Origin of the sequence: Streptomyces sp. Ag109_O5-10, assembly GCF_900105755.1 — a bacterium.
Taxonomy (GTDB): domain Bacteria; phylum Actinomycetota; class Actinomycetes; order Streptomycetales; family Streptomycetaceae; genus Streptomyces.
Genome location: NZ_FNTQ01000001.1, coordinates 351,546 through 376,145 on the forward strand (window position 1 = coordinate 351,546; position 24,600 = coordinate 376,145).

At 71.8% G+C, this 24,600-nt stretch carries 18 protein-coding genes and 1 pseudogene; 7 read left to right on the forward strand and 12 right to left on the reverse strand.

Annotated features, from left to right (window positions below):
- Window positions 1-565: 565 nt before the first annotated feature.
- Window positions 566-1,837 (forward strand): FAD-dependent oxidoreductase, encoded by a 1,272-nt coding sequence (locus tag BLW82_RS01830; protein ID WP_093497140.1) that lies wholly within the window; start codon window positions 566-568, stop codon window positions 1,835-1,837.
- Between the two features lie 203 nt (window positions 1,838-2,040).
- On the opposite strand, the pseudogene BLW82_RS01835 reads toward BLW82_RS01830, so the two are convergent.
- From BLW82_RS01835 to BLW82_RS01845, 3 genes and pseudogenes are all read right to left on the reverse strand, one after another.
- A pseudogene (locus tag BLW82_RS01835) lies at window positions 2,041-2,523 on the reverse strand (AfsR/SARP family transcriptional regulator); the annotation flags it as partial.
- Between the two features lie 384 nt (window positions 2,524-2,907).
- Window positions 2,908-3,573 carry a ScbR family autoregulator-binding transcription factor gene (locus tag BLW82_RS01840; RefSeq protein ID WP_093497141.1) on the reverse strand — a complete coding sequence of 222 codons (666 nt, stop codon included), beginning with the start codon at window positions 3,571-3,573 and terminating at the stop codon, window positions 2,908-2,910.
- Window positions 3,574-3,928: 355 nt separating this feature from the next.
- Window positions 3,929-4,663 carry an HAD family hydrolase gene (locus BLW82_RS01845; RefSeq protein WP_093497142.1) on the reverse strand — a complete coding sequence of 245 codons (735 nt, stop codon included), beginning with the start codon at window positions 4,661-4,663 and terminating at the stop codon, window positions 3,929-3,931.
- A gap of 398 nt (window positions 4,664-5,061) precedes the next feature.
- Between BLW82_RS01845 and BLW82_RS01850 the strand changes: the two genes are divergently transcribed.
- On the forward strand, window positions 5,062-6,018 hold the full coding sequence (locus BLW82_RS01850) for a ScbA/BarX family gamma-butyrolactone biosynthesis protein (protein ID WP_256215596.1): 957 nt from the start codon (window positions 5,062-5,064) through the stop codon (window positions 6,016-6,018).
- Window positions 6,019-6,090: 72 nt separating this feature from the next.
- Here the strand turns inward: BLW82_RS01850 and BLW82_RS01855 are convergent, their stop codons facing one another.
- A complete protein-coding gene (locus BLW82_RS01855) occupies window positions 6,091-6,771 on the reverse strand; it encodes a lamin tail domain-containing protein (RefSeq protein ID WP_093507788.1) in 681 nt (226 codons plus the stop codon).
- 496 nt (window positions 6,772-7,267) lie between these two features.
- On the opposite strand from BLW82_RS01855, the gene BLW82_RS01860 reads away from it, so the two are divergent.
- Entirely contained in the window at window positions 7,268-8,605 is a 1,338-nt protein-coding gene (locus BLW82_RS01860) for a jacalin-like lectin (RefSeq protein WP_093497144.1), read from the forward strand.
- 98 nt (window positions 8,606-8,703) lie between these two features.
- Window positions 8,704-9,189 carry a DUF5990 family protein gene (locus BLW82_RS01865; RefSeq protein ID WP_093507789.1) on the forward strand — a complete coding sequence of 162 codons (486 nt, stop codon included), beginning with the start codon at window positions 8,704-8,706 and terminating at the stop codon, window positions 9,187-9,189.
- Here BLW82_RS01865 and BLW82_RS01870 read toward each other — a convergent pair.
- Window positions 9,168-10,775 (reverse strand): FAD-dependent monooxygenase, encoded by a 1,608-nt coding sequence (locus BLW82_RS01870; RefSeq protein WP_093497145.1) that lies wholly within the window; start codon window positions 10,773-10,775, stop codon window positions 9,168-9,170. The genes BLW82_RS01865 and BLW82_RS01870 overlap by 22 nt on opposite strands.
- 476 nt (window positions 10,776-11,251) lie before the next feature.
- On the opposite strand from BLW82_RS01870, the gene BLW82_RS01875 reads away from it, so the two are divergent.
- Window positions 11,252-13,492 (forward strand): nitrate- and nitrite sensing domain-containing protein, encoded by a 2,241-nt coding sequence (locus BLW82_RS01875; protein ID WP_256215597.1) that lies wholly within the window; start codon window positions 11,252-11,254, stop codon window positions 13,490-13,492.
- Window positions 13,493-13,507: 15 nt separating this feature from the next.
- Here BLW82_RS01875 and BLW82_RS01880 read toward each other — a convergent pair whose 3' ends face one another.
- Window positions 13,508-14,686, reverse strand: a complete 1,179-nt coding sequence (locus BLW82_RS01880; RefSeq protein WP_371131280.1) for an AI-2E family transporter — start codon at window positions 14,684-14,686, stop codon at window positions 13,508-13,510.
- A gap of 95 nt (window positions 14,687-14,781) precedes the next feature.
- Window positions 14,782-15,585, reverse strand: a complete 804-nt coding sequence (locus tag BLW82_RS01885) for a serine hydrolase (protein ID WP_093497146.1) — start codon at window positions 15,583-15,585, stop codon at window positions 14,782-14,784.
- A 266-nt stretch (window positions 15,586-15,851) separates the two neighbouring features.
- Between BLW82_RS01885 and BLW82_RS01890 the strand changes: the two genes are divergently transcribed.
- On the forward strand, window positions 15,852-17,303 hold the full coding sequence (locus BLW82_RS01890) for a purine-cytosine permease family protein (protein ID WP_177232800.1): 1,452 nt from the start codon (window positions 15,852-15,854) through the stop codon (window positions 17,301-17,303).
- Between the two features lie 164 nt (window positions 17,304-17,467).
- Here BLW82_RS01890 and BLW82_RS01895 read toward each other — a convergent pair whose 3' ends face one another.
- The 5 genes from BLW82_RS01895 to BLW82_RS01915 form a co-directional block, all read right to left on the reverse strand.
- Window positions 17,468-17,992, reverse strand: coding sequence for a transglycosylase SLT domain-containing protein (locus tag BLW82_RS01895; RefSeq protein ID WP_093497147.1), 525 nt, complete (start codon window positions 17,990-17,992; stop codon window positions 17,468-17,470).
- A 463-nt stretch (window positions 17,993-18,455) separates the two neighbouring features.
- The gene (locus tag BLW82_RS01900) at window positions 18,456-20,840 is read right to left on the reverse strand and encodes a bifunctional salicylyl-CoA 5-hydroxylase/oxidoreductase (RefSeq protein ID WP_093497148.1); all 2,385 of its coding nucleotides are present in this window, start codon (window positions 20,838-20,840) and stop codon (window positions 18,456-18,458) included.
- 11 nt (window positions 20,841-20,851) lie between these two features.
- Window positions 20,852-22,594, reverse strand: coding sequence for an AMP-binding protein (locus BLW82_RS01905; RefSeq protein WP_093497149.1), 1,743 nt, complete (start codon window positions 22,592-22,594; stop codon window positions 20,852-20,854).
- A gap of 46 nt (window positions 22,595-22,640) precedes the next feature.
- Window positions 22,641-23,567, reverse strand: coding sequence for an acyl-CoA thioesterase (locus BLW82_RS01910; protein WP_093497150.1), 927 nt, complete (start codon window positions 23,565-23,567; stop codon window positions 22,641-22,643).
- Complete coding sequence (locus BLW82_RS01915; RefSeq protein ID WP_093497151.1) at window positions 23,564-24,046, reverse strand: cupin domain-containing protein; 483 nt, start codon at window positions 24,044-24,046, stop codon at window positions 23,564-23,566. Before BLW82_RS01915 ends, BLW82_RS01910 begins: the two co-directional genes overlap by 4 nt.
- Window positions 24,047-24,186: 140 nt before the next feature.
- Between BLW82_RS01915 and BLW82_RS01920 the strand changes: the two genes are divergently transcribed.
- Window positions 24,187-24,600: a RidA family protein gene (locus tag BLW82_RS01920; protein ID WP_093497152.1), complete on the forward strand. Its 414-nt coding sequence runs from the start codon at window positions 24,187-24,189 to the stop codon at window positions 24,598-24,600.

Consider the following 24,600-nt stretch of genomic DNA (forward strand, 5'->3'; position numbering starts at 1 on the left):
GCAGGCGCGCGGGATGAGCGGGACCGGGATGAGGTGTCGTTCGGCACGGTCGTGAACTTCCGTCGTCGAATACCGTCTGCGGACTGGTCTCGATGGGCGCACGACACGAGCACCGGGCCGCCTGGACGCCAGGGCCGGGAGCTTGGGTTCGGATCCTTCGCGGGTGCGCCCGTCAGGCGCAGAGCGGCGGCAGAACGACGTGCCAGTAGGTGTTCACGGGACGAGCGTACGGGGGCGGCCGTCGGCATCCGGTGGCCGCGGTCTGCGGGCGGCGGCCGAACCGGGCGGTCCGCCGCCCTCGGCCCGGCGGGCGTGCGGATCGATCCTGTCGCTTCCGTGATCGTCGGCATCCGCCCCCCGCACGTCGATGACCTGCCCCGCGTCACTTGTCGTATGATTCGACCAAGTTTTGGCCAACGTGCGTCGATATCGTTTCCAGGCGCCCGGACGTGGGACAGACTCACCCGCGGAGGGGGGACGAGCACGGCCGTTTCACGCCGGACGTGCCATCCCGCAGTGTCGCGTCGCCCAGGGGAGGGCGGCGAGCGGACCAGCGGAGGAATGCATGACGCAGTCGCTTCCGGGGCAGCGCCCTGCCCAGGAGCAGGCTTTCACGGGGCACGGTCGGCCACCCGTCGTCGTGATCGGCGCCGGGCCCTACGGGCTTTCGGTGGCCGCCCACTTGCGGGCTGCGGGGGCGCCGGTGCGCGTCTTCGGTGACGTGATGGGCAGTTGGCGGCACGCCATGGCCACCGGGATGTACCTGAAATCGACGCCGGACGCGACCGATCTGTCGGCGCCGGAGCCCGGCGGCACGCTGGCGGACTTCCGACGCGTGCACAGCGAGCCGGAACTGACCGAGCTGACACCGATCCCGTGCGACGTCTTCGTGCGGTACGGGCAGTGGTTCCAGAAGCGGTACGTGGGTGAGGTCGAGCCGGCCCGGGTGACGGCCGTCGAGCGGGCGGCGTCCGGGCCCGGCTTCGTCGTCCGGCTGGACGACGGATCGGCGATGGCGGCCTCGGCCGTCGTGGTGGCGACGGGGCTGAACGGTCTCGCCCATGTCCCGGACGAGTTGCGGCGGCTCGCGCCCGAGGGACCGGGCCCGCGGGCGCGGGTGTCGCACACCAGCCACCACACGGACCTCTCGGTGTACGCGGGACGCCGGGTGGCCGTCATCGGCGGCGGTCAGTCCGCGCTGGAGAGCGCCGCGCTGCTGCACGAGGCGGGCGCCGAGGCGCAGGTCCTGGTGCGTGAGCGGACGGTGCTGTGGGGCATGGAGCCGGAGCTGTCGCGGCCCTGGACGCAGCGGGTGACCAAGCCGGCCTCGCCGCTCGGCACGGGGTGGATCCTGGCCGGGGTCTGCGCGTCACCGGGTGCGGTACGCCGGCTGCCCGCGGCGGCGCGGCTGCTGCTGTTCCGGCGGGCGCTCGGCCCGTCGGGCGGCTGGTGGCTGCGGGACCGGGTGGAAGGCGTCGTACCGGTGCGCACCTCGCGCCGGGTCACGGGCGCCGTGGTCCGGGGACCGGAGGTGCGCCTGGACGTCGTGGGCCCCGGGGGCGAGCGGGAGTCCCTCGCGGTCGACCACGTGCTGGCGGCCACCGGTTACCGGCTGGACCTGGACGCGCTGCCGTTCCTGTCACCCGCGGTGCGGGACGCCGTGGCGTGCGTGCCGGGCTCGAAGGCGCCCGCGCTGCGGGGGACGTTCGAGTCGTCGGTGCCCGGCCTGTACTTCACCGGTTCGCTGGCGGCGCCGATGTTCGGGCCGATGATGCGGTTCGTGGCGGGCACGGAGTTCGCCGCCGTACGCATCGCCCGGCACGTCGCGGCCGCCTGAGAAACCTGTCGACCGACCCTGGCGAACCCCTCGCCGGTCCCGGCGGGCCCGTCAGCCGATCCGGGCGAGCGGGTCCGCCGTACCGGGTGCCGGGGTGCCGTCGGCGGGAGCCGACAGTACCGACTGCCGCATGCGGCCCAGTGCGGCCGAGGGCTCCAGGCCTGGTCGCGCACCAGGGTGGTGCGCAGTCGCCGGAAGGCGTCCGGGGCGTCGCTGCTCCGGCCCGAGCGGTGCAGGGCGAGCATGAGCCGGCCGCACAGGCTCTCGTGGGTGGGGTACAGGTCGGCCGGCACCGTGAGTTCGGGGATCAGCTCACGGTGCCGGCCGAGCCGGAGGTCGGCCTCGATCCGCTGGTCCAGCGCGCACAGCCGGCTCTCCTCCAGTCCCTGGATCCGGATGCTCAGGTAGTCCCCCGCGGTGACGTCGGCCGGGGCCGGCCCCCGCCACGGGCCGAGCGCGGTGCGCAGCAGGCGGCCCGCCGCACGCTGGTCCCCGGCCGCCCTGGTCCGGTATCCGGTGCCGGCGATCCGCCCGAACTCCCGGGCGTCGCTGGTGCCTTCGCCGCTGTCGAGCAGACAGCCGCCGGGTACGGTGCGCAGGATCTGCCTGGCGGTGCGCCCGCCCGCGTCCTCGGCGGCCCCGCGCGGCGCCCGGGCAACGAGAGCGCCGAGTACGCCGATGACCATGCCGTCCGCCCGCTCGTCCGCCACCGGGGGTGGTGCGGGGCGGATCCTGGGCACCCCTGAGTCAAAAACGGCGCGGACGGTTTGTTTGTCAACCGCACTCCGGCCGGACGACGCGGTCTCAGTCTGGGGCGGGAGAGGCCCTGCCGGGTCGGGACCGACGGGAGCCGCTTGACCGTCACACCCCACCGGCGCCCCGGGCAGCACGGAAGTTGGACGGTCGGATTCCCGCGGGACCTGGGGTATCGCGATTCGAAGAACCTCGGTGGACAGCACGTTGGGCAGGCTCGCCGGTGTTCGGAGGCCGCGCCGGCTCCACCGTGAGGGAATCGGCGTCGGTTGACCTATGTGAGCAACAAACCAGGCAGATGGTTTGGTCCGAGCTCGTCAGGCCTCGGTGGGCACGGGCGGTTCCAGCCGACGGCGCTCGACTTCCTCGACGACCCGGGCACCCCGGTCGGGCGCGGTGTCCAGCCGGATCAGGGCCGCCGGAGTGGCTATGGCCGGCAGTACGTGGTTGTAGAGGACGGAGATCCGGTCGTTGAGATCGGTCCAGTCGGCGACCACCTCCGACATGAACTGGGTCCCGATCCAGGCCCCGAGGAAGCACTCGGCGGTCTCGCGCGGTGTGACGTGCGGCAGCACCTCGCCGCGCTCCTTGGCCTCCACCAGTTTGTCCGTCACCAGCTCGGTCCAGGCGGGCCAGGCGCTGCCGAACAGGGAGCGCCCCTGGATGTCGGCGGAGAGCCTTATGCCGGCGAGGAGAATGACCTCTTTGGGGATGCGGTGGGCCAGCGTCATGCCGATGTCCACCCACTCCTGGAGCTTCAGTTCACGCGGCACCCAGTAGTCGTCGCTGATCTGGGCGTTGATCACGCCGCGCGCGAGCGCTTCCTTGGAATCGAAGTGGAAGTACAGGGCGCCTTTGGTGACTCCGGCCCGTTCGAGGATCTCGGCGATCGTCGCCGCCGTGTACCCGCGTTCGGCGAAGACCGCGGCGGCGGCCTCGACAACGGCGCGGCGGGTCCGAATCGCACGCTCCTGACGCGCCATGGGGACCCCTCCTCGGTCAAAACAAAACCGGACGTGACGTACCTTACCCCAATCGGGGACGGGTACTTCGGCCGCACAGGGCGGCCTCACGGTCGGTCCTGCCGCCGTCCCGCCCCGATCGCGCGCCGCGGCCGGCCCCTGGCGCGGGTGACCCTTCCCCGCAGTTCACCAGGCGGTGCGCCCGCCGTCCACGGTAGACGTGGCACCGTGACGAAGGTCGCCCCGGTCACCCCACGACCGGGCGGCGGCCTCCGGGTTTCCTCCGGACCTGCGGCACGGGACAGCGGAGTGTACTCGACGGCGGCCGCGCAGAGGCGGTCGTAGGGTTCGACGGTGACCTCGACGGTCCGCCGGCTCACCCGTGCTGCGTCGAAGAGCGGGCGGCGAGGGAGTCCGCGTCCTGCCAGACGGTGCCGAGACCGGCCTCGCGGTCGAGGGTACGCAGGCGTTCCTCGTCGATCTCGGCGAGGCTGCCGACCAGGTGCCGGACACCGAGTTCGCGCATCAGCTCGCGCTGGAAGCCGTGTTCGAAGGTACTGGGGCGGCCGACGAAGGGCACTTCCAGTTCCTTGGCGTGGCCGGCGAAGCGGGCGACGTCGTCGATGAAGAGGGCCTGGTGGTAACCGAGGCCGAAGCGGTCGCGGACGATCTCCCGGATACCGGGGCGGAAGCCGTCGGTGCAGATGTAGTGCGGGGCGGTGAACAGGTGCTCCCAGGCGCCGAGATGACGGCGGAAATGGGTCTCGTCGAGGCCGCCGTAGCAGATGACGTCCAGACCCAGGCCGCGCAGCCGGTGCAGGAGATCCTCGGCGCCGGCGAGGGTGTGGACGGGGTGGTCGCGCAGATGGTCCTCGCGTTCGGCGAAGTAGTCGGCGATGGCCTCCTGTTCGCTCACCCCGGCGCCGGTCTCCTCCAGCAGCACCTTCGCGGCCGCGAGCCGGGACTGCGAGAAGAGCCGCTGCTCCAGTTCCCGGGTGTAGGTGCCGCCGTACTTGAGGACGAGCCGGTGCAGGACGGGACTGAAGCTGTCGTTGAGCAGGACGCCGTCGATGTTGACGGCGGCGAGGCGCAGGGTGCGCAGTGCTTCCATGGGGGTCTCTCCCTCTCGCGGGCCGTTCGACAATCATGCAGGGGCCGTCGGGGCGGAGGGAGGATCAGGTACGGCGGCGGGCTGGTCAACTCCGCGGAATCCGGCCGGAAAAGGCCGTCGGCCGGGTTCTTTCGAGGGCGGTGCGGACTTCGGCTCCGACGGCAACGAGCCGGCGACATCCGCCAGTCAGTCCGCTTTTCGCCGCGCCCATCGGCATGGTTGAGGGCGAAAATACTTGGCCATACCATCACCGAGCGGAGTCATGCATGGATCGAGTCCCACCGCACTTGGCGAATCCTTTACCTGGTGGCCGACCCGAGAAAACCGGTAGGTCCGTATCTTATAGGCGTCGAACAGGGATTCAAGCCAACGAAGAGCATTCCGACGGGGGGTCGTCCGTGGGTCTGTCCGCCGGCGAGATCGGTGTCGGTCTGCCCATACCGCCTCGGCTGACCACCACGGTCCCCAAGGAGTACGTCCATCGCGCCTCCCTCGCCGAGGTGTTCCTCACCGGCTGCACCGCCGAGGACGACGGGCTGCGGTTCTCCCTCACCGGCCAGTGGCCCCGCGCCCACACGTTCTTCAACAGCGCCGACGGTTCGAGCCATGACCCGCTCCAGGCCGCAGAGACGTTTCGGCAGGCCGGCATGTTCGTGACGCACGCGGAACACGGTGTGCCGCTCGGCCACCACTTCGTGCTGTGGTCGCTCAGTTGCCACACGGATCTGGAGCGGCTGCGGATAGCCTCCCGCCCCACCGACTTCCGGCTCGACGTGGTCTGCCCGGACCCCGCACCGCGCGGCCGCGCCTCCGCGCGCCGGATGGGCATCGGGTTCACCTTGCGCCGGGACGGCGTGACCGTCGCCCACGGGGAGGGGCGGTACTCCGTCGTGACGCCGCCCGTGTATGCCCGGCTGCGCGCCAACCGGTCCGCGAGACAGCCGGCTTCGGCCGGCCCGGCCGTCGCCGCCGGGCCGATGCCACCGGCGTCCGTGGGCCGCACCTCCCCCGCCGACGTGGTGCTGACGGCCACGGACGTGCCGGACCGCTGGCTGCTCACCCCGGACCTGGACCACCCGATCCTGTTCGACCACGGCGGCGACCACCTGCCCGGCATGGTCCTGATGGAGGGCGCCCGGCAGGCCGCCTGCGCCCGGCTGGCGCCCCGGGCGCTGATCCCGGCGAGCACGTCCTCGTCGTTCCACCGCTACGTCGAACTCGACAGCCCCTGCTGGATCGACGTCACGGGGGTGACGGCCAGGGACGACGGCACGGCGACCGTCGACGTCGTCGGTGTGCAGGACGGCGAGACCGTCTTCACGTCCACGGTGAGCGGGCCGGTCGACCTGGCCTGAGACGGGGCGCCGTCGTGACACAGGTCCGCCGCCGGATCCCTGAGCAGGGGCCCGGCGGCGGACGTTCACCGGTCAGCGACGGTGACTGAAGGCATGCCGGTCCTCCACGGCCGGGCGGGCGAGGCCGTGCCGCTCCTCCACCGGACGGTGGGCAACGCCGTGCCGCTCCTCCATGGGGCGGTGAGCGACTCCGTGCCGCTCCTCCACCGGACGGTGGGCAACGCCGTGCCGCTCCCCCATGGGGCGGTGGGCGACACCGTGCCGCTCCTCCACCGGACGGTGGTGGTGCGGGCCCCAGGAGGCGGAGTCGACGTAACGCCCGCGGTCGTTGCGCAGGGTGGCGGTGTCGGCGTCGCGGTTCCACACGGAGGACCGGCGGTCCTGGTACAGGTCCGTCCGGGAGTCCCGGCCCTCCCCGGTGTGGACGCGGACCGTGGCACCGCCCGCCAGCCGGTAGTGGCGGAAGGTGTAGGTGTTGCCCGCGGCGTCCGACAGCGACCAGCCGCTGAGGTCGGCGTCCCGGCGCGAGATGTTCGTGACGTCCACCCACTCCCGGTTCAGCGCGCGGCCGGAGAAGACCGCGCGACCCTGCAGATCGTGCTGTACGGCACTGATGACGACCGCGTCACGGTGCGGCATCGGGGGCCGAGCGGCGGCCGCCGCGGCCGGCAGGGCCGTGACGCCCACCAGAGCGGCCGCCACGGCGGCGGCGGAGCCGAGACGGCGGGCGGTCACGGAGACGGAAACGGACACGTGGTCCCCCTTCGCGGGGTTCGAGCACACCCCGGTCGCGTGCGGCACGAAGCCGCAGGCCGCGCGGGATGTGTGGAGCGGGACGGCGACCGGTCGGCCGCGCAGCCACACCCTGCGCCCCGGCCGGGCGCGGACCGGGCGCCACACGGCGCCTATTACGGATCCTTCGCTTTCCCGTGACTCTCGGATGTAATGTCCATTTACTAGTTGAATGGGCGGGTTTGACGTCTCTTCACCCTGTTTCGCCCCGCAGGCAACGGCCTCGACCGCCACCGGACCGACGGGTGAACGGGTCTCGGGTCACCCGAAAGTGAGTAACAGTCAGCGCCCGATCGGCCGTGCGGAGAGAACCCGATCTTTCGCGCGTCACCAGGAATTTCCAAACTGGTTAGTAACAAGGGGGGTTCGGGAGAAAGCGTTTACCGCTACGTTTTGCCGTGCCTCATTGGCATGCTCACATCCTTCAGCGCACACCCTCCCCGTAGGAGACACCCCCATGCGCAGACTCGTTGCCTGTCTGGCGGCCGCGGTCGCCGCTCTCGGCGGGCTCACGGCGACGGCCACCCCGGCCGCGGCGGCCGGCTCGGGCACGTTCAGCGTGCTCACGTACAACGTCGCCGGACTTCCGCAAGGCCTGTCGAGCGCACCCACCCCGCGCGACACCAGCACCACGGAGATCGGCAAGCGCATCGCGCCGTACGACGTCGTCAACGTCCAGGAGGACTTCAACTACCACGCGTACCTGTACGCCACCGACACGCATCCCTACCGCACCGCGACCAGCGGCGGCGCGGGAATCGGCAGCGGCCTGAACACCGTCTCCACCTACGGCTGGGACGAGGACGACTTCGAGCGCGCCGGCTGGAACTCCTGCCAGCTCGACTCGGGCGACTGCCTCACGCCGAAGGGCTTCACCTTCATGCGCGAGCGGCTCGCCGAGGGCGTCTACGTCGACTTCTACAACCTGCACACCAACGCGGGCACGAACGACGGCGACGAGGCCTCCCGGGCCGCCAACCTCAGCCAGCTGACGTCCTTCATCAGCACCCACTCGGCCGGCAACGCCGTCGTGGTGATGGGTGACACCAACACCCGCTACACCCGCTCCGCCGACACCATCGCGGAGTTCGCCTCGGACAACGGGCTCACCGACGCCTGGGTGCAGCTGATCCGCGGCGGCAGCGCGCCCGCCAAGGGCAGCGACGCGCTGGTCTGCGACCAGTCCGGCGCGACCGTGCCCAACACCTGCGAGGTCGTCGACAAGGTCCTGTACCGCGGCAGCAAGCTGGTGAACCTGCACGCGACCTCGTACAACAACGAGCACGCCAAGTTCCTGACGAGCGACGGGCTGATGCTCTCCGACCACGACCCGATCACGGTCGGCTTCTCCTGGTCCGAGAACGCGGACTTCCAGCTGAGCGACCAGTTCGGCGGTCCGCACGGCGACTACTACCAGGACATCGACAAGGTCGCCGCCGGCGCCCGCGCCACCAGCATCTCGCTGCGCTCCGGCTCCCGCGTCGACCAGGTCGGCATCGCGCTCGCCGACGGCACGACCCTGACCCACGGCGGCACCGGCGGCACGGCGTCCTCACTGACGCTGGGCAGCGGCGAGTACGTGACGACGGCGTACCTGTGCGAGGGCAAGTACAACAACACGACCCGCATCTTCTACGCGAAGTTCACCACCAACCTGGGCCGCACCCTCGCGGGTGGTACGACGACCTCGAACTGCGTGACCCGCACCGCCCCGTCGGGCTGGCAGATCGCCGGCTTCCACGGCCGCTCCGGCGACGAGCTGGACAAGGTCGGCTTCATCTACACGAAGCGCTGACCGCGCCCGGCCGGCGGATCGTTCATGACGTCCGCTCATGACACCCGCCGGCCGGCAGGGGCGCGCGCCGCATCGGCGATGATGGCCGCATGGCCGCCATGGACCTCCGCATCGACGCCACCGACCTGCCCGGCCGTTCCTGCCCGGCGCCCGAAGACAGCGGTTTCTCCCGCTACGGCGACATCCACGTCGCCGTACAGCGCCGCAACCGCCCCGCCGAACTGCTCGATCCGCACCCCGGCGACGCCGTCTCCGCGACCTGGACCCTGCCGTGCGTCGCGGCGGTCTCGGTCACGGGCGTCGACATCACGGGGCCGCATGTCCAGGGCGGTCCCGGCGGCCGGTTCGTCTACCTGTCCTGGGGGACCGTGGACGCCGGGGGCGCCTTCACGATGTTCCGCCGGGCCAAGCTGATGCTCGGTGCCGTCCCCGGCGCGGTGGCCGAGGCGGCGGCGCGGGAGGGGCTGCTGGTCGGACGGCTCGGGCTGACCGACGGCCGAGGCATGCCGCTGTGCGCACGGGTCGTACCGCCGGCCGTCGAGTGGAGTGCCGGGAACGGTCCTCAGCCCAGTGCCTCGCAGTAGTCGGCGAGCGCGGTCTCGGTGTCCGTGAGGGGGAAGCGGGCGCCGAGGTACCCGTCGGGGCGGACGACGAAGCCGGTGGGGCCGTCCGGGCGGTAGAGCCGCGCGAACTCGCCGCCCGTGTCCAGGTATTCGGGGACGAGGGGCACGTGGGTGCCGTCCTCCGTGCGGACGGCCAGGACGTCCCAGCCCGGGGCGAGGACCGCCTTGATCACGTCGGTGGGGTCCGCCGCGTAGAGCAGCACGACGTGGTCCGGGCGGCCCCGCAGGATGTCCAGCAGGCGCAGCGGGTACGCGGCGACCGGGGTGGTGAGACCGGCGCAGTCCGGGGCGCGGTCGCCGGGCTGCGGGGCGTCGGCGGGGCCGTGGGCGGCGGTGGCGAGGGGGCCGTCCCGGTAGCCGACGAGGAGCTGGGCCTCACGGAGCAGGGCGGTCCGCGGATCGTCGGGGTCAGCCGTTCCGTGCACGGTGTGACGTACGGTGCGGCCGACCACCTCCTCGCCGACCGGGCGGCGCTCGGCGTCGTAGCTGGAGAGCAGGGCGGGTCCGGCTTCGCCGCGCAGGACGAGGGCGAGTTTCCAGGCGAGGTTGCAGGCGTCCTGGATGCCGGTGTTCATGCCCTGGGCTCCGATGGGCGGGTGGATGTGGGCGGCGTCCCCCGCGACGAAGACGCGGCCCTCGCCGTAGCGGTCGACGATGCGGTGGCCGATCCGGAAGACCGAGGACCAGCGCAGCTGGGAGAGGGTCGCGGGCCGGGGCGCGAGGCGGTCCACGACGGCCTGGAGGTCGGGCAGCTCGGGCAGCCGGCGTCCGCTCAGCGGGCCGTGGGCCACCGCGGCGGGGTCTTCGGGGCCGCCGGTGTCCTCGGTGACGCCGGAGGGTTCCGGCGGGACCCGCATCGACATGCGGTAGCGGCCCGGTCCGGGCAGCGGGATGCAGACCAGCAGGTCGTCCGTGGCGCCGTCCGCACCACGGTGCTCGGACCTCACGGCGTAGCCGGCCGGCAGGTCCCAGTCGGCCACCACGTCGCCGAGCATGTACTCCTCGGTGAAGGCCCCGCCCGCGAAGTCGAGGCCGAGACCTGCGCGGACCGTGCTGTGCGCGCCGTCGCAGCCGACCAGGTAGCGGACCCGCAGTTCCTCCTCCGCACCCGAGGCGCTGCGCAGCCGGGCGGTGACGCCGTCCGCGTCCTGGGTGAAGGAGAGCAGCTCGGTGCCGCGTTCGACGGCCGTGCCGAGCCCGTTCAGGTACTCCTCGACGATCCGCTCGACCTCGTACTGCGGCAGCGCGGCGAAGCCGTACGGCACCTCGGGCGGCAGCGTCAGCTCGACCCGGCCGGTCTGCCGGCCGTCGACGTAGCTCAGTTGCCCGCGCAGCGGCATGGCCTGCTCGACGACGGCCCGGGCCAGGCCCATCCGGTCCCAGATCTCGATGGTGCGCGGCTGGATGCCGACGGCCTTGGCGTACGGCAGCCGGGCCGGGAGCCGGTCGACGAGGCGGCAGTCCGCGCCGTGCCGGTGCAGTTCGGCGGCGGCGCTCAGCCCGACTGGGCCCGCGCCCACGATCAGGACGTCGGTTGCGTGCGTCACGGGTGTCTCCCCTGGTGGCCCCGGACCGGTTCCGTCCCCCCATGGTCACCCCGGGAGGGGCGGTCGGCGAGCCGGGACGCCGTCGCCGCAGGCAGCGGTCGGACCCGCCGGCGAAGATCGCGGCGCGGGTGGGGACCGACACGTCGCGCTGCGCACGATGCCGCCGTACAGCGGATCGGCAAGCGCTGTCTTTCCAGTCGCACGAGCAGGCCCTACCCGCAGGCCTCCCACGCCGTGGTCCGTGCGTTGACCATCGATGGTTTTGATTGAGTTTTGTACCATTTCGGAGAAACCGCTTCACCAAAACGCGGGCCGATCCCGATCGCCGGGTGTTAGAAATTGGCCACAGAACGTCGGGCTGCGCACAGCCCTGCACGCCATCCCTGTTGTGAAATGGGACGATCTTGCCCAAGTCGAGACCTCTGACCGGCAATTGGCGCGTCGCAAGACGCCTCCAGGCCATTCTGCTCATCCCCGTGCTCGTCGCCCTCGGCCTCGGCGGCGTCCGGGTGAAGCACTCGATCGACACGCTGCGCGACGCCAACGACGCGGTGCACGTCGCGGAGTTGGTGCAGGCGGCGAACGCCTACGCCAGTGACGCGATCAACGAGCGCGACGTGTCGGTCATCCCGCTCCTGGAGGGCAACCGGGACGCGCCCGCCGTGGTGGCGGCCCGCAAGGTCACCGACGCCGACGCCAAGGTGTTCGACGCGGCCGTGGCCCGGGCGCCGAGGACCGCGGGCCTCGTCCGGCGGATCGAGCTGGTGCGGGCGGGCGAGAAACAGCTGGCGGCGGTGCGGGCCAACGCGTTCACGGCCAGGTCGTCCGGGGTGCAGACGGAGGAGAGCTACCACGCCGTCCAGCACCCCCTGATGGAGCTCTCCAACGAACTGGGCTTCGGCAGCAACAACCAGGCCAGCTTCGGGCGCACCCTGTACGCCATCTCCCTCACCCAGGCCGCGGAGTCGCTGGTCCGCAGTATCGGTACGCACCTGCTGGTCGAGGACCGCGACGCGCTCGGCGAGGGCGAACTGCAGAACCAGCTCGGCTCGTTCAGCTCCTACGCCTACCTGGAGCAGGTGGGCCTCCAGGAGTACGCGGGCGCCGGTACCGCCGGGGACATGGCCCGGCTACGGGCGGCGCTGGCGGACGCGCAGCAGAAGGGGGCGCGGCAGACCGCCGAGGCCGCCCGGAAGACCAAGGCGGCCGGGCAGGCCTTCGTGACGCCGCCGGCCCTGTCGAAGATGATCAGCGAGATCGCCAGTGGGAGGACGACCGAACAGCTGGCCGCCGAGGGCATCACACCCGAGTCGTTCTTCGCCGCGTCCGCGCTCGCCTTCGACGCCTACCGGGGTATCGAGGTGCATCTCACCGACACCGCCCTCGCCGGTGCCCGGAGCGTCGCCTCCGAGGCCAGGCGGGCCGCGATCACCAACGGCTCCGTCACGCTCGGCGCCGTACTCGCGGCCGTTCTCCTCGCCGCGTGGGTGGCCCGCTCGATGAGCCGCGGCATGCGCCGGCTCAGTGCCTCGGCGATGGAGATCGCCGAGCGGCGGCTGCCGGCGGTGATCACCCAGCTGTCGCAGGCCGTGCCCGGCCAGGTGGACACCAAGGTCACGCCGATCCCGATCACCACGACCGACGAGATAGGCGAGGTCGCCCGCGCCTTCGACCACGTGCACCGGGAGGCGGTGCGGCTGGCCGCCGAGCAGGCCCTGCTGCGCGGCAACGTCAACACGATCTTCACCAACCTGTCCCGCCGCAACCAGTCGCTGATCGAGCGCCAGCTCGCCCTGATCACCCGTCTGGAGGAGCGCGAGGCCGACCCCGAGCAGCTGGCGAACCTGTTCAGGCTGGACCACCTGGCCACGCGGGTGCGCCGCAACGGCGAGAACCTGCTGGTCCTGGGTGGCGAGCGCCCCACGCAGCAGTGGGACCACCCGCTCCCCCTGGTGGACGTCATCCGGGCCGCGGCCTCCGAGGTGGAGCAGTACGAGCGGATCGAGCTCGCGGGCGTCCCGGAGGCCGAGGTCCACGGCCGTGCCGTCACCGACCTGGTGCATCTGCTCGCGGAACTGCTGGAGAACGCCACCTCGTTCTCCTCGCCACGCTCGACGGTGCGGGTCACGGCGACCCGGCTGCCGGACACCCGGATCATGGTCGAGATCCACGACCAGGGCATCGGCCTGCGGCCCGAGGACTTCGCGCTGATCAACCACAAGCTGGCGAACCCGCCGACCGCCGACGCCGGCGTCTACCAGTACATGGGCCTGTTCGTGGTGGGCAGGCTCGCCGACCGGCACGGCATCCGGGTCCAGTTGCGGCCGGCCGCCGGAGAGTCCGGCACCACCTCCCTCGTCATGCTCCCGGGCACCGTCACCTGGCGCAGCGGCGCCGAGTCCGACGCCGACACGCTGGCGCTCGCGACCGTCAGGGCACAGGCGACGCCCGGCCTGGCCGCGCTGCTCGCGGACGGGCCGGCGGATCCGTTCGGCGCGCACGAGGCCTGGGACGACGGCGAGCCGGCACCCGGCCCCGCGGTGCCCTCCGGCACGTCTCCCACCACCCTGTCCGCCGCGGCCGGACCCCCCGCCGCCACCGCCACCACCGCGGCCACGTCCGCCCCCGCCGGACCCGAGCCCGTCGGACCCGCCGCGCCGTCCGGTCGTCCCCGGCGCGCGTCGAAGCGCGGCCGTCGCCCCGCCGGGGACGGCTGAGCCCACGGCGCCCGGTCAGGGCGGCGGTACCGGGCGCAGGGCCCGCACCACCGCCCAGACGACGGAGATGAACGGCACGGCCACGACGGCGCCGATCACCCCCGCGACGATGCTGCCCGCGATGACGGACACGGCGACGACGAGGGGGTGCAGCCGCACCGCCCAGCTCATCACCAGCGGATGCAGCACATGGCCCTCCAGCTGGCCGATGACGACGATGAGCACGAGGACGGCGGCGGCCGTGATCGGGCCCCGCCCGGCCAGCGCCACCACCGTGGCCACGCTCAGCGCGACCGGTGAGCCGACCAGCGGGACGAACGCGGCGAAGAACTCCAGCAGGGTGAGCGGCAGCGCGAGCGGCACCCGCAGGACGAGCAGGGCGATGCCGACGAGGACGGCGTTGACGGCGGCCACGATGATGATGCCGCGGGTGTACCCGGCGAACGTCCGCCAGGCCGCGTGCCCCGCCCGGTCCCAGGCGTCGCGGGCGCCGGCCGGCAGCAGTTCGCTGCTCGTCCAGGCCCACAGCCGTTCGCCGGAGTGGATGAAGAAGACGGAGGTGAAGAGCGCGAGCGCGCCGCCGGTGACCAGTTCGACGAGGGTGCCGAAGCCGCTGAGCGCCTGGCTCGCCAGGTTGGAGCGGTGGGCCTGGATGTAGTCGACGATCTGCTGCTGGAGGTGCGACAGGGCGCCCGGGCCGAACCGGAAGGGCGGGTGCTGCAGCCAGACCTCGATGCGGTGGATGCCACCGCGGAACTCGTCGGCCAGCGTCGCCGACTCCTGCGCGACCGCGTTGCCCACGAGGGCCAGCAGGCCGAAGAACAGGCAGATGCTGCCGACCAGGCTCACCGCCACGGACAGCGGCCTGGGGAGCCACCGGACCAGCAGGTCGGCGAGCGGACGCAGCACCGAGGTGACGACGAGGGCCAGGAAGACGGCGCCGGCGATCAGCTGGAAGCGGCCGAGGACGACGAAGACGCCGTAGACGGCGGTGCCGACGACGATGAGCCGCCAGGCGTAGGCGGCGGCGATCCGCAGGGCGGGGACGACGATCCCGCCGGCGGAGGCGGCGGCGCGTGCGCCGCGGGCCCGTTTCGGGATCCGGATCGCGGGTGTGGTCCGGCCGTCCGGTGTCGTGCCGCGGGCCCGGCGCGCGCGGCCCCGCCCGGCCGTCGGCCCGTCCGCACCCGCCACCGTGCCTCCCGTTGCCGGCCTCCGTCACCTCTCATGCACGTTAGGGGCATTTCGGCCGGCGGGCGGGTTGCGGTGGGCCAAGGGGGTCAGCCCGGTCAGCGGGCCGCCGTCTCGGAGACGGCGGTGCGGACGGCTCGTTCCACCAGGTTCACGCCGTCCGGCATGGACGCGTTCCCGTCGGAGAGGACGGCGACGAGGTAGTGGTGGCCGCCGTTCGTGATGCGCCCGATGCTGTTGATGTCCCACCGGCCGGTCGTGGTGCGCATGAGCCAGCCGTTCTTCAGCGCCCACCCGGAGTCGGTGGCGGCGGAGACGCCCCAGGACTGGCCGGCGGAGATCTCGGTCATCAGGGTGCCGATGCGGTTGCGGGACGCCGTGTCCAGCGGGGAGGGGCCGGCGCCGAAGACCGCCTCGAGCAGTCGTATCTGGTCGGTCGCGGTGGTCCGGGTCAGCCCCCACAGGCCGCCGGGGCCGCCCTGGGTGGAGGTCAGTCCGAGCCGCTTGTTGGCCGACGCCAGGCCGGGGGCCTCGCCGATGGCCCGCCACAGGGCGGTGGCCGCGGTGTTGTCGCTGTTGCGGATCATCACCTGCGCCTCGGCGTTCTCCCGTGCGGTGAGGTCGCGCCGGTGGTCCCGTGCGTGCAGGAGCATCGCGGCGAGGATGTCGACCTTGACGATGCTCGCCGTGTCGTACGGCGTGTCGTCGCCGTAGACGGCGGGTGCCCCGCCGGTCCGGTCGAGGTCGAGGACGGCGGCGGTCACCTGAGCCTTGTCCGGCGCCCCGACGGCGGTACGGAAGGCGGTGGTGCCGGATCCGGCCTCGGCCGCCATGGCCGCCGGCGCGGCTCCGGCGAGCAGGGCCACCACCGTGGCCACGACGGACAGGGTGCGGTTGAGCATGGCGGGAACCTTCGCAGTTCGGGTCGGAGGGACACAGAGCTGCGAACGTAGACAAAATGTCCGTCCTGCGACATGACGGCCGCCACGACGGGACCGGTTCGGGGCCGATTGTGAGCAGGGCAACAGGGCCTGCCTGTGAGCAGGGCGACAGCTGCTCACGCGGGTGGACCTTCCGCTGTACGGAACGTGAATTCCGCATGCCTCATCCGTGTCGGTCCGGGGGAAGAATGAGGTCAGTGTGGCGGACCTGGCCTCTGGGAGGTGCCATGAGCACGTCGGCGGAACCGCGGGTGAGCGGTCTGGAGGTCCGGTCCATCGACTACGTGCCGCTGGACGAGCGGCACGGCAAGCTCTGGCATCTGGGCCCGTTGTGGTTCATGTCCAACGCGCAGATCGCCACCCTGGCCGTGGGGCTGATCAGCATCACGGAGGGCGGCAATCTGATCTGGTCGCTGCTGGCGATCGTCTCGGGCACGCTGATCGGCACGTTCTTCATGGCGTTCCACTCGGCGCAGGGGCCGCAACTGGGACTGCCGCAGATGATCCAGTCCCGTCCGCAGTTCGGCTACGTCGGGGCGCTGCTGGTGTGGCTGTTCGCGTACGTGCAGTACGCGGGCTTCAACGTGTTCAACACCATCCTGGCCGGTCAGGCCCTCAACACCACGATCCACGGCGGGGTGAAGCTGTGGGTGGTCGTGGTCACGGTGATCGGGCTGGTCGTGGCGCTGGTGGGGTACGACGTCATCCACAAGGCCGAGCGGTTCCTGACCTACACGTTCCTGGTCGTCTTCGGGATCTTCACCGTCGGAGTCCTGGTCACGCTGCACTACCCGCCGGGCTCCTTCGACCTCGGCGCCTTCCGGGCCACCCCGTTCCTGGCGCAGTTCGGCGTGGTCGCCGGCTACCAGATCAGCTGGGCCATCTACGTCTCGGACTACTCGCGCTACCTGCCGCCGGACGTCACCGTCCGCAAGACGTTCTACTGGACCTACTTCGGCTCGGCGCTGGGCGGCATCTGGCTGATGGTGCTCGGCACGCTGCTGGCCGGCTGGGCGGGCCCCCGCTTCGACACGATCACTTCGATCAACGCCGCCGGCGACAAGGTCTTCGACGGCTTCGGCGCGATCGTGCTGCTGTTCTCCGCCCTGGGCCTGATCTCGGTCACCGCGCTGAACATGTACGGCGGCTCCCTGACGCTGATCAGCGCCATCGACTCGTTCAAGCGGGTGCGGCCGACCCTGGGCGTGCGGCTGGTCACCCTCGTGGTGACCGCGGCGCTCTCCCTGATCGGCGCGCTGGCGGCGACGTCGAACTTCCTGACGAACTTCAACAACTTCCTGCTGCTGGTGCTCTACCTGTTCATCCCGTGGACGTCCGTGAACCTGATGGACTACTACGTGGTGCGCCGGGGCCACTACGCGATCGCCGAGATCTTCAAGCCGAACGGCATCTACGGCCGCTGGGGCTGGCGGGGGATCATCTCGTACCTGGTCGGGTTCGCCGTCATGATCCCGTTCTTCTCGGTCGGCACGCTCTATGTCGGTCCCGCCGCGAAGGCCCTCGACGGCGCCGACATCTCCCTGTTCGTCGGGTTGCCGGTGTCGGCGCTGCTGTACTGGTGGCTGACCCGCTCGATCGACGTCGAGGCGGAGACCCGTATCGCCGAGGCGGAGGCGGCCGCCCTGGAGCAGGCGTCGCACGAGCACCGCGAGCCGTAGGGGCCCGGCGCCCTCGCAGGCGGCAGCCGGTCCCCATCTGGACGCGGAGGCGGACCAGCCGGTGGGTCCGCTCTACCGCCGCGTGCCGGTGTCCGCCGGTCCGGTGGACGAGGGGTTCGTGGACACCCTCGTCGACACCTTCCTGCTACGGCACGACAGGCAGGTCAGTAGGCGGAGTTGACGTTGTCGATCGAGCCGTACCGGTGCGCGGCGTAGTTGGCGGCGGCGGTGATGTTGGCGACCGGGTCGGTGACGCTGTGGGCCGTGCCGGACACATGGTACGCGTTGAAGGTGGGGTCGATCACCTGGAGCAGGCCCTTGGACGGCGTGCCCTTCTTGGCGTTGACGTCCCAGTTGTTCTGGGCGCCCGGGTTGCCGCCGGACTCGCGCATGATGTTGCGCTTGAGGCCGTCGTAGCTGCCCGGGATGCCCTTGGACTTCATGATCTGCAGGGACTGCTTGATCCAGCCGTCGAGGCTGTTGGCGTAGCCGCCCTTCTGGGAGGCGGTGCGACCGCTGTCAGCGGAGGTGGCCGTGACCGCGGTCGAGGTGTGCGCCTGCGTCATCTCGGCAGCCTGTGCGTTCGCCGGCATCAGGGTGAGGGCGGCGGCCGCGGCACCCGTGGTGACCAGGCCGGTCAGGCCGAGGGTGCGAAGGCGGGCGATGCGGGTGCGGTTGATCGTGGTCATGTGTGAGGAACTCTCCGGTCTGGGACGGCGTCGGCGCCGGCCGCGGTGCGCGGCGGCGGTGGGCGGAGCCCGTACTACCGGCGGGAGCTGGGCGGGACCGGCGGGGTTCCGCTCGGCCCGTCTCCCGGCGACGAGAGCAATGGTTAGCGGCAGCCGGAGCCGGAGGCAAAGACGTGACGTACTACCCGACTTAGGACTCAATGCCTGAAATGCCTGCTTATATATGACTTACGGGCAGTTCAGGGGGTTCCGTTCCTACGATGCTCGATAGGATGTGATCTGGCTCCTATGGGGGGTGTCACGCATCCGGGGCCCTTTCGGGGGGTCCGCGGCCCGAGATCGGCGGCCTCCACGGGTCACGTACAGGCCGCGTCGAGGGAGCCGACGTGCCCGGCGGCACGCTGTTCACCCTCACCCCGCCGCTCGCCGCGGCACGGACCCGTTCGACGGGCAGCGCCTGACGTCAGCGCACCGCCGGCAGCTCCTGACCCGCGGGCTTCCACCGCAGGTGGACGCTCTCCCCGTCCTGCCCGGCCCGCAGCAGGGACAGACGGGGGCGGACGGCGTCGGTACGCGCGGTGGGCGGCCTGCGCCGGCCGGCCCGGAACTGCACCGGCCACTCGGCGGCCGCTCCCGCGTACTCCTGCTCGGCGGCCGCGTGCAGGGTCCAGTGCGGGTCGTACAGGTGGGTACGGCCGAGGGCGCACAGGTCGGCGCGGCCGGCGAGCAGGATGGAGTTCACGTCGTCGTAGGAGGCGATGGCCCCGACGGCGATGACGGCCGCGCCGGTGGCGGCGGCGACCTCGTGCCGGATGCGGTCGGCGAAGGGGGTCTGGTAGGAGCGGCCGTAGGCGGGCTTCTCGTCCTTGGTGACCTGACCCGTGGAGACGTCGATGGCGTCGGCGCCGTGGGCGACGAAGGCGCGGGCGATCTCGACCGCGTCGTGCTCGGTGTTGCCGTCCGGCATCCAGTCGGTGGCGGAGATCCGCACGATCACCGGGCGGCCGGCGGGCCAGGCGGCGCGGACGGCGTCGAAGACCGCCAGCGGGAAGCGGAGGCGGTTCTCCAGCGGCCCACCGAACTCGTCGGTGCGGTGGTTGGCGAGCGGCGAGAGGAACGAGGAGAGCAGGTAGCCGTGGGCGCAGTGGAGTTCGAGGAGGTCGAACCCGGCGTCCGCGCCGCGGCGGGCGGCCGCCGTGAACTCGTCCCTGATCCGGTCCAGGTCGGCACGGGTGAGTTCGCGCGGGGTGGGTGAGCCGGGGCCGTAGGGCAGCGGGGAGGGGCCGACGGTCTCCCAGTTGCCGTCCGGGAGCGGTTCGTCCATGCCCTCCCACATCAGGCGGGTGGAGCCCTTGCGGCCGGAGTGGCCGAGCTGGAGGCCGATGCGGGCGGTGCTGTTCGTGTGCACGAAGTCCACCACCCGGGTCCAGGAGTCGCGTTGCGTGTCGTTCCACAGGCCGGTGCAGCCGGGGGTGATCCGGCCCTCGGGCGAGACGCAGACCATCTCGGTCATCACCAGGCCGGCCCCGCCCATGGCCTTCGAGCCGAGGTGGACGAGGTGGAAGTCGCCCGGGACCCCGTCGACGGCGCAGTACATGTCCATCGGGGAGACGATCACCCGGTTCTTCAGCTCCAGCCGGCCGATGCGGAACGGCTGGAACATGGCGGGGGCCCGGCTGCTCGCGCCCTGGGCCGTGGCGAAGGCGGTGTCGACGCGGTCGGCGAACCCGGCGTCGCGGGTGCGCAGGTTGTCGTAGGTGATGCGGCGGGAGCGGGTGAGCAGGTTGAAGCAGAACTGGGTGGGTTCCTGGCGGGCGTACATGCCGATGTTCTCGAACCACTCCAGCGAGGCCTGCGCGGCCCGCTGGGTGGACTCGACGACCGGCCGCCTCTCGCTCTCGTAGGCGCCCAACGCGCTGTGCGTGTCGGGGTGTTCGTGCAGGCAGGCGGCGAGGGCGAGGGCGTCCTCCATGGCCAGCTTGGTGCCGGAGCCGATGGAGAAGTGCGCGGTGTGGGCGGCGTCGCCGATCAGGACCAGGTTCCCGTGGTGCCACCGCTCGTTGCGCACGGTCGTGAAGTTCAGCCACCTGGAGTTGTTGGCGAACACCCGGTGGCCGTCGAGTTCGGCGGCGAACAGCTCACGGACCCGGGTCACCGCCTGTTCGTCGGAGGCGCCCGGCGCGAACACCGTGTCCTCGGTGGCGTCGAAGCCCGCCCGGCGCCAGACGTCCTCGTGCATCTCCACGATGAACGTCGAGCCGGCGTCGGAGTAGGGGTAGCCGTGCACCTGCATCACCCCCCACTCCGTCTCCTTGACGAAGAACTGGAAGGCCTCGAAGACGCGGTCCGTGCCGAGCCACATGTACTTGCTGTGCCGGCGGTCCAGGGAGGGGCCGAAGGCGTCCGCGTGGGCCGTGCGCACGGCGGAGTTGACGCCGTCCGCGCCGACGACGAGGTCGTGCGAGGCGCGCAGCCCGGCGACCTGCGGCGCCAGGGTGCGGAAGCGCAGGGTGACGCCGAGGTCGCGGCAGCGCTCCTGGAGGAGGCGCAGGAGTTCCTTGCGGCTCATCGCGGCGAAGCCCTGGCCGCCGACGGTGTGGCTCTCGCCCCGGTAGTGGATGTCGATGTCCGTCCAGCGGGCGAAGCGGCGGGCCATGGCCTCGGCGAAGACGGTGTCGGCGTTCTCGATGCCGCCGAGCGTCTCGTCGGAGAAGACCACGCCGAAACCGAACGTGTCCTCGGGGGCGTTGCGCTCCCACACGGTGATCTCGTGGGCGGGGTCCAGCTGCTTCAGCAACGCCGCGAGGTAGAGCCCGCCCGGGCCACCGCCGATGATCGCGATTTTCACCGGAGTTCCTCTCACTGCTCGGCGACCGGCTCGGCGGCCTGTCCCTGTTCGACGGTCTGCTTCTGTCCGGCAGTCTGCTTCTGTCCGACGGTCTGTTTCCGTTCGTCGGCCCGCTCGCGTTCGGCGGCCTGCTCCTGCTCGATGATCCGGCGGAGCGCGAACCGCTGGAGCTTGCCGCTGGTGTTGCGCGGCAGGGTGTCGCGGAAGCGCACGTCCCGCGGGTACTTGTAGGGCGCCAGGACCTGCTTGACGTGGTCCTGGATCTCCCTGGCCTTCGCGGCGTCCCCGGTGACGCCCTCGCGCAGCACGACGAAGGCGCACACCACCGAGCCGCGCTCCGGGTCGGGCCGGGCCACCACGGCCGACTCGAGGACGTCCGGGTGGGTGTCGACGGCCGCTTCCACCTCGGGTCCGCCGATGTTGTACCCGGAGGAGACGATCATGCTGTCGCTACGGGCGTGGTAGTGGAAGTAACCGTCCTCGTCGCGGTGGAAGATGTCGCCGGTGACGTTCCAGCCGTTCACGACGTAGTCCTGCTGCCGCTTGTCGTCGAGATAGCGGCAGCCCACCGGGCCGATGACGCCGAGCCGCCCCGACTCCCCCGGGCCGAGCTCCTCGCCGTCGAGACCGAGGACGGCGGCCCGGTATCCGGGCACCGGGCGGCCGGTGGCGCCGGGCCTGATGTCGTCGCCGGCGGCGGAGATGAAGATGTGCAGCAGCTCGGTCGCGCCGATGCCGTCGATGACCTTCAGCCCGATGCGGTCGCGCAGTTCCTCCCAGGTGGTGAGCGGTATGTGCTCACCGGCCGAGACCCCGGTGCGCAGTCGGCGCAGCCGGCCCTCCCTGCCGTCGCGCACGATCGCCTTGTAGGCGGTGGGCGCGGTGGCGAGGACGGTGACGCCGTGCTTCTCGACGAGGTCGGCGAGCTGGGGCGGGGTCGCCGTCTCGGTGAGCAGGGCGCAGGCGCCGGCGCGCAGCGGGAAGACGACGAGCATGCCGAGGCCGAAGGTGAAGGCGAACGGCGCGGTGCAGGCGACCAGGTCGTCCGGCCGCAGCCGCAGGACGTGCCGTCCGAAGGTGTTGTCGATGGACAGGATGTCCCGGTGGAAGTGCATGGTGATCTTGGGGACGCCGGTGCTGCCCGAGGTCGGCCCGAGGAGCGCCACGTCGTCGCCGGCGGTGTCGACGTTCGTGAACTCGCCCGATTTCACCGCGCACCGGGCCACCAGGTCGCCGGCACCGCTCCCGCCGTACTCGACCACCCTCAGGCCGGGCAGTGCGTCGCGGAACTCGTCGGTGAAGCGGTGGTCCACGAGGGCGAGCGCGGGCCGGGTGCGGTCGGCGATCGGGACGAGCTCGCGGGCGCGCAGCGCGGCCATCGTGGTGACCACCACTCCGCCCGCCTTCAGGACACCGAGCCAGCAGGCCACCGTCCAGGGGGTGTTGGGCGCGCGCAGCAGGACGCGGCCGCCCGGCACCAGGCCGAGGTCCTCGGTGAGGACCTGGGCGACCTGGTCGGCGCGGGTGCGCAGTTCGCCGTACGTCCACAGCTCCCCGGCCGGGGTGCGCAGGGCGGGGCGGTCGGGGCCGTACCGCTCGACGGCCGCGTCGATGAGTTCGCCGGCCGCGTTGAGGCGTTGCGGGTAGGCCAGTTCGGGGGTGGTGAACTCGATGACGGGCCACTGTTCGGCGGGCGGCAGGTGGTCCCTGGCGAAGGTGTCCAGGTGCGAGGTGGGTGAGAGCGGAAGAGCCAACGCGGGGTTCCTTCCGGGAGCCCGCCGGTGGTGTACGGCGGGCGGCTCAGGCGGGGCGGATCATGCCCTCCTGGACCACGGTGGCCAGGTGGCGGTGGTCGCGGGTGAAGAAGCGGCCGCTGCCCAGCCCGCGGCCGGCCTCGGCGGCCACCGCTTCCTGGGCGTAGAGCAGCCAGTCGCCGACCGGTGCGGGACGGTGGAACCACATGGCGTGGTCGAGGCTGGCGGTGACCAGGCCGGGGTCGGCCCAGGCGAGGCCGAGGACGCGCAGGACGGGTTCGAGGATGGTGTAGTCGCAGACGTAGGCGAGCGCGGCGAGGTCGCGCTGGGCGTCGGTGAGTCCCTCGACGGGGCGGAGCGCGTCGAACGGCCGTACCCAGACGGCCTGGTGCGGCAGGCGCGCGCCGTCGACGGTGAGGTAGACCGGGCCGGGCACGTGGCGCATGTCGAAGCCCCGGCCGCCGCTCCAGTAGGCCTTGGAGCCGTCGGTCATGGTCCCCCCGGAGCGCTCGGCGAGGTACTCGGCCGAGCCCGGCAGGGACCCGGGATCGGGCACGTCCGCGGGGAACTCGGCACCGAAGGCCGAACCGGGCTCTCCCGCCGCGAAGTTGGCGAGGCAGACGTAGAGGACCTTGCCGTTCTGGTAGCCGCGCACCTGACGGGTGCTGTAGCCACGGCCGTCGCGCAGCACCTCGACCTCGTAGCGGACCTCTGCGCCGATGTCGGCCGGGCGCAGGAAGTAGCTGTGCATGGAGTGCAGCGTCTTGCCGTCGGTCACCGAGCGCATCGCCGCGGCGGCGGCCTGGGCGACGAGGTCGCCGCCGTAGGCCTTGGGCCAGGGGCAGGGCTGGGTGGTGGCGGTGAAGGCGAGGTCGAAGTGCTCGGGTGGGGCGGGCTTGAGGGTGAGGGCCGCGGTGACGATCGCGGAGGCCGGGGCGGTCTCGCCGGCCGGCCCGGCCGGGGCGCCGGTCACCGGTTCAGCCAGTCGCGCAGGTCGGTGTCGGCCACGTCGGGCAGGTTCACCACGATGTTCTCCGGGGTCCGGGTGGTCATCCACACCAGCGGCCTGGTTCTCGACAGGTTGCACTCGACGTGCGGCATGAACGGCGGGACGAAGACCCAGTCGCCCTCCTCCATGTCGAGGTAGTCCTCGAACTTCTCGCCGAAGTAGATCCGGGCCCGACCGGACAGGACGTAGCCGCCGGTCTCGGCCTCGCCATGGTGGTGGGAGACCGAGCGGTAGCCGGGTTCGTTGCTGACCTTGCCGTACCACAGGCGGCGCGCCGGGGTGTGCCGGGCGCTGACGCCCGACACGCGGACGGCGCCGCCCGAGTCGGCGGTGTTGACGTCCTCCTGGCCGGCCCGGGTCACGACCGGGGCGACGATGCCGCTGGGCAGCCGGTACATCGCGTTGTCGCCCTCGAGCCGGTACTTGCCGAGGTCAGGCTCCATGGAATCGACTCCGTTTCCGTGGGCTCGCCGGGGTCCGGATCCGGACCGCGCGCTGTATCTCGTATCTTTCACGGTCGTCATTTATTGTCAATACGACCGGCCGTGCGGCCGGCGCCGGACACCACCGAACCGGAGGCCCGATGACTCCCGTCGCCGTGAACCCGCCCGCCCTGCCCGTCCCGAGCGGCTACTCGCACGGAACCCTCGCCGGGAACACGCTGTACCTGGGCGGCCAGACCGCGCTGGACGCCGACATGAAGATCGTCCCGGGCGGGATCGTCGAGCAGTTCCGGCAGGCGTTCGGCAATGTACTGACCACCCTGCGGGCGGCCGGGGGCGAGCCCGAGGACCTGGTGAGCGTGACGATCTACCTCACCGACATCCCCGGCTACCAGGCCCACGGCAAGGAGATCGGCAAGGTGTGGCGGGAGCTGGCGGGGCCGGTGTACCCGGCGATGGCGGGCATCGGCTGCACCGCGCTGTGGCAGCCGGAGGCGATGATCGAGATCCTCGGTGTGGCGGTGATCCCGGAGGACCGGCTGGTCAGGCCGTAG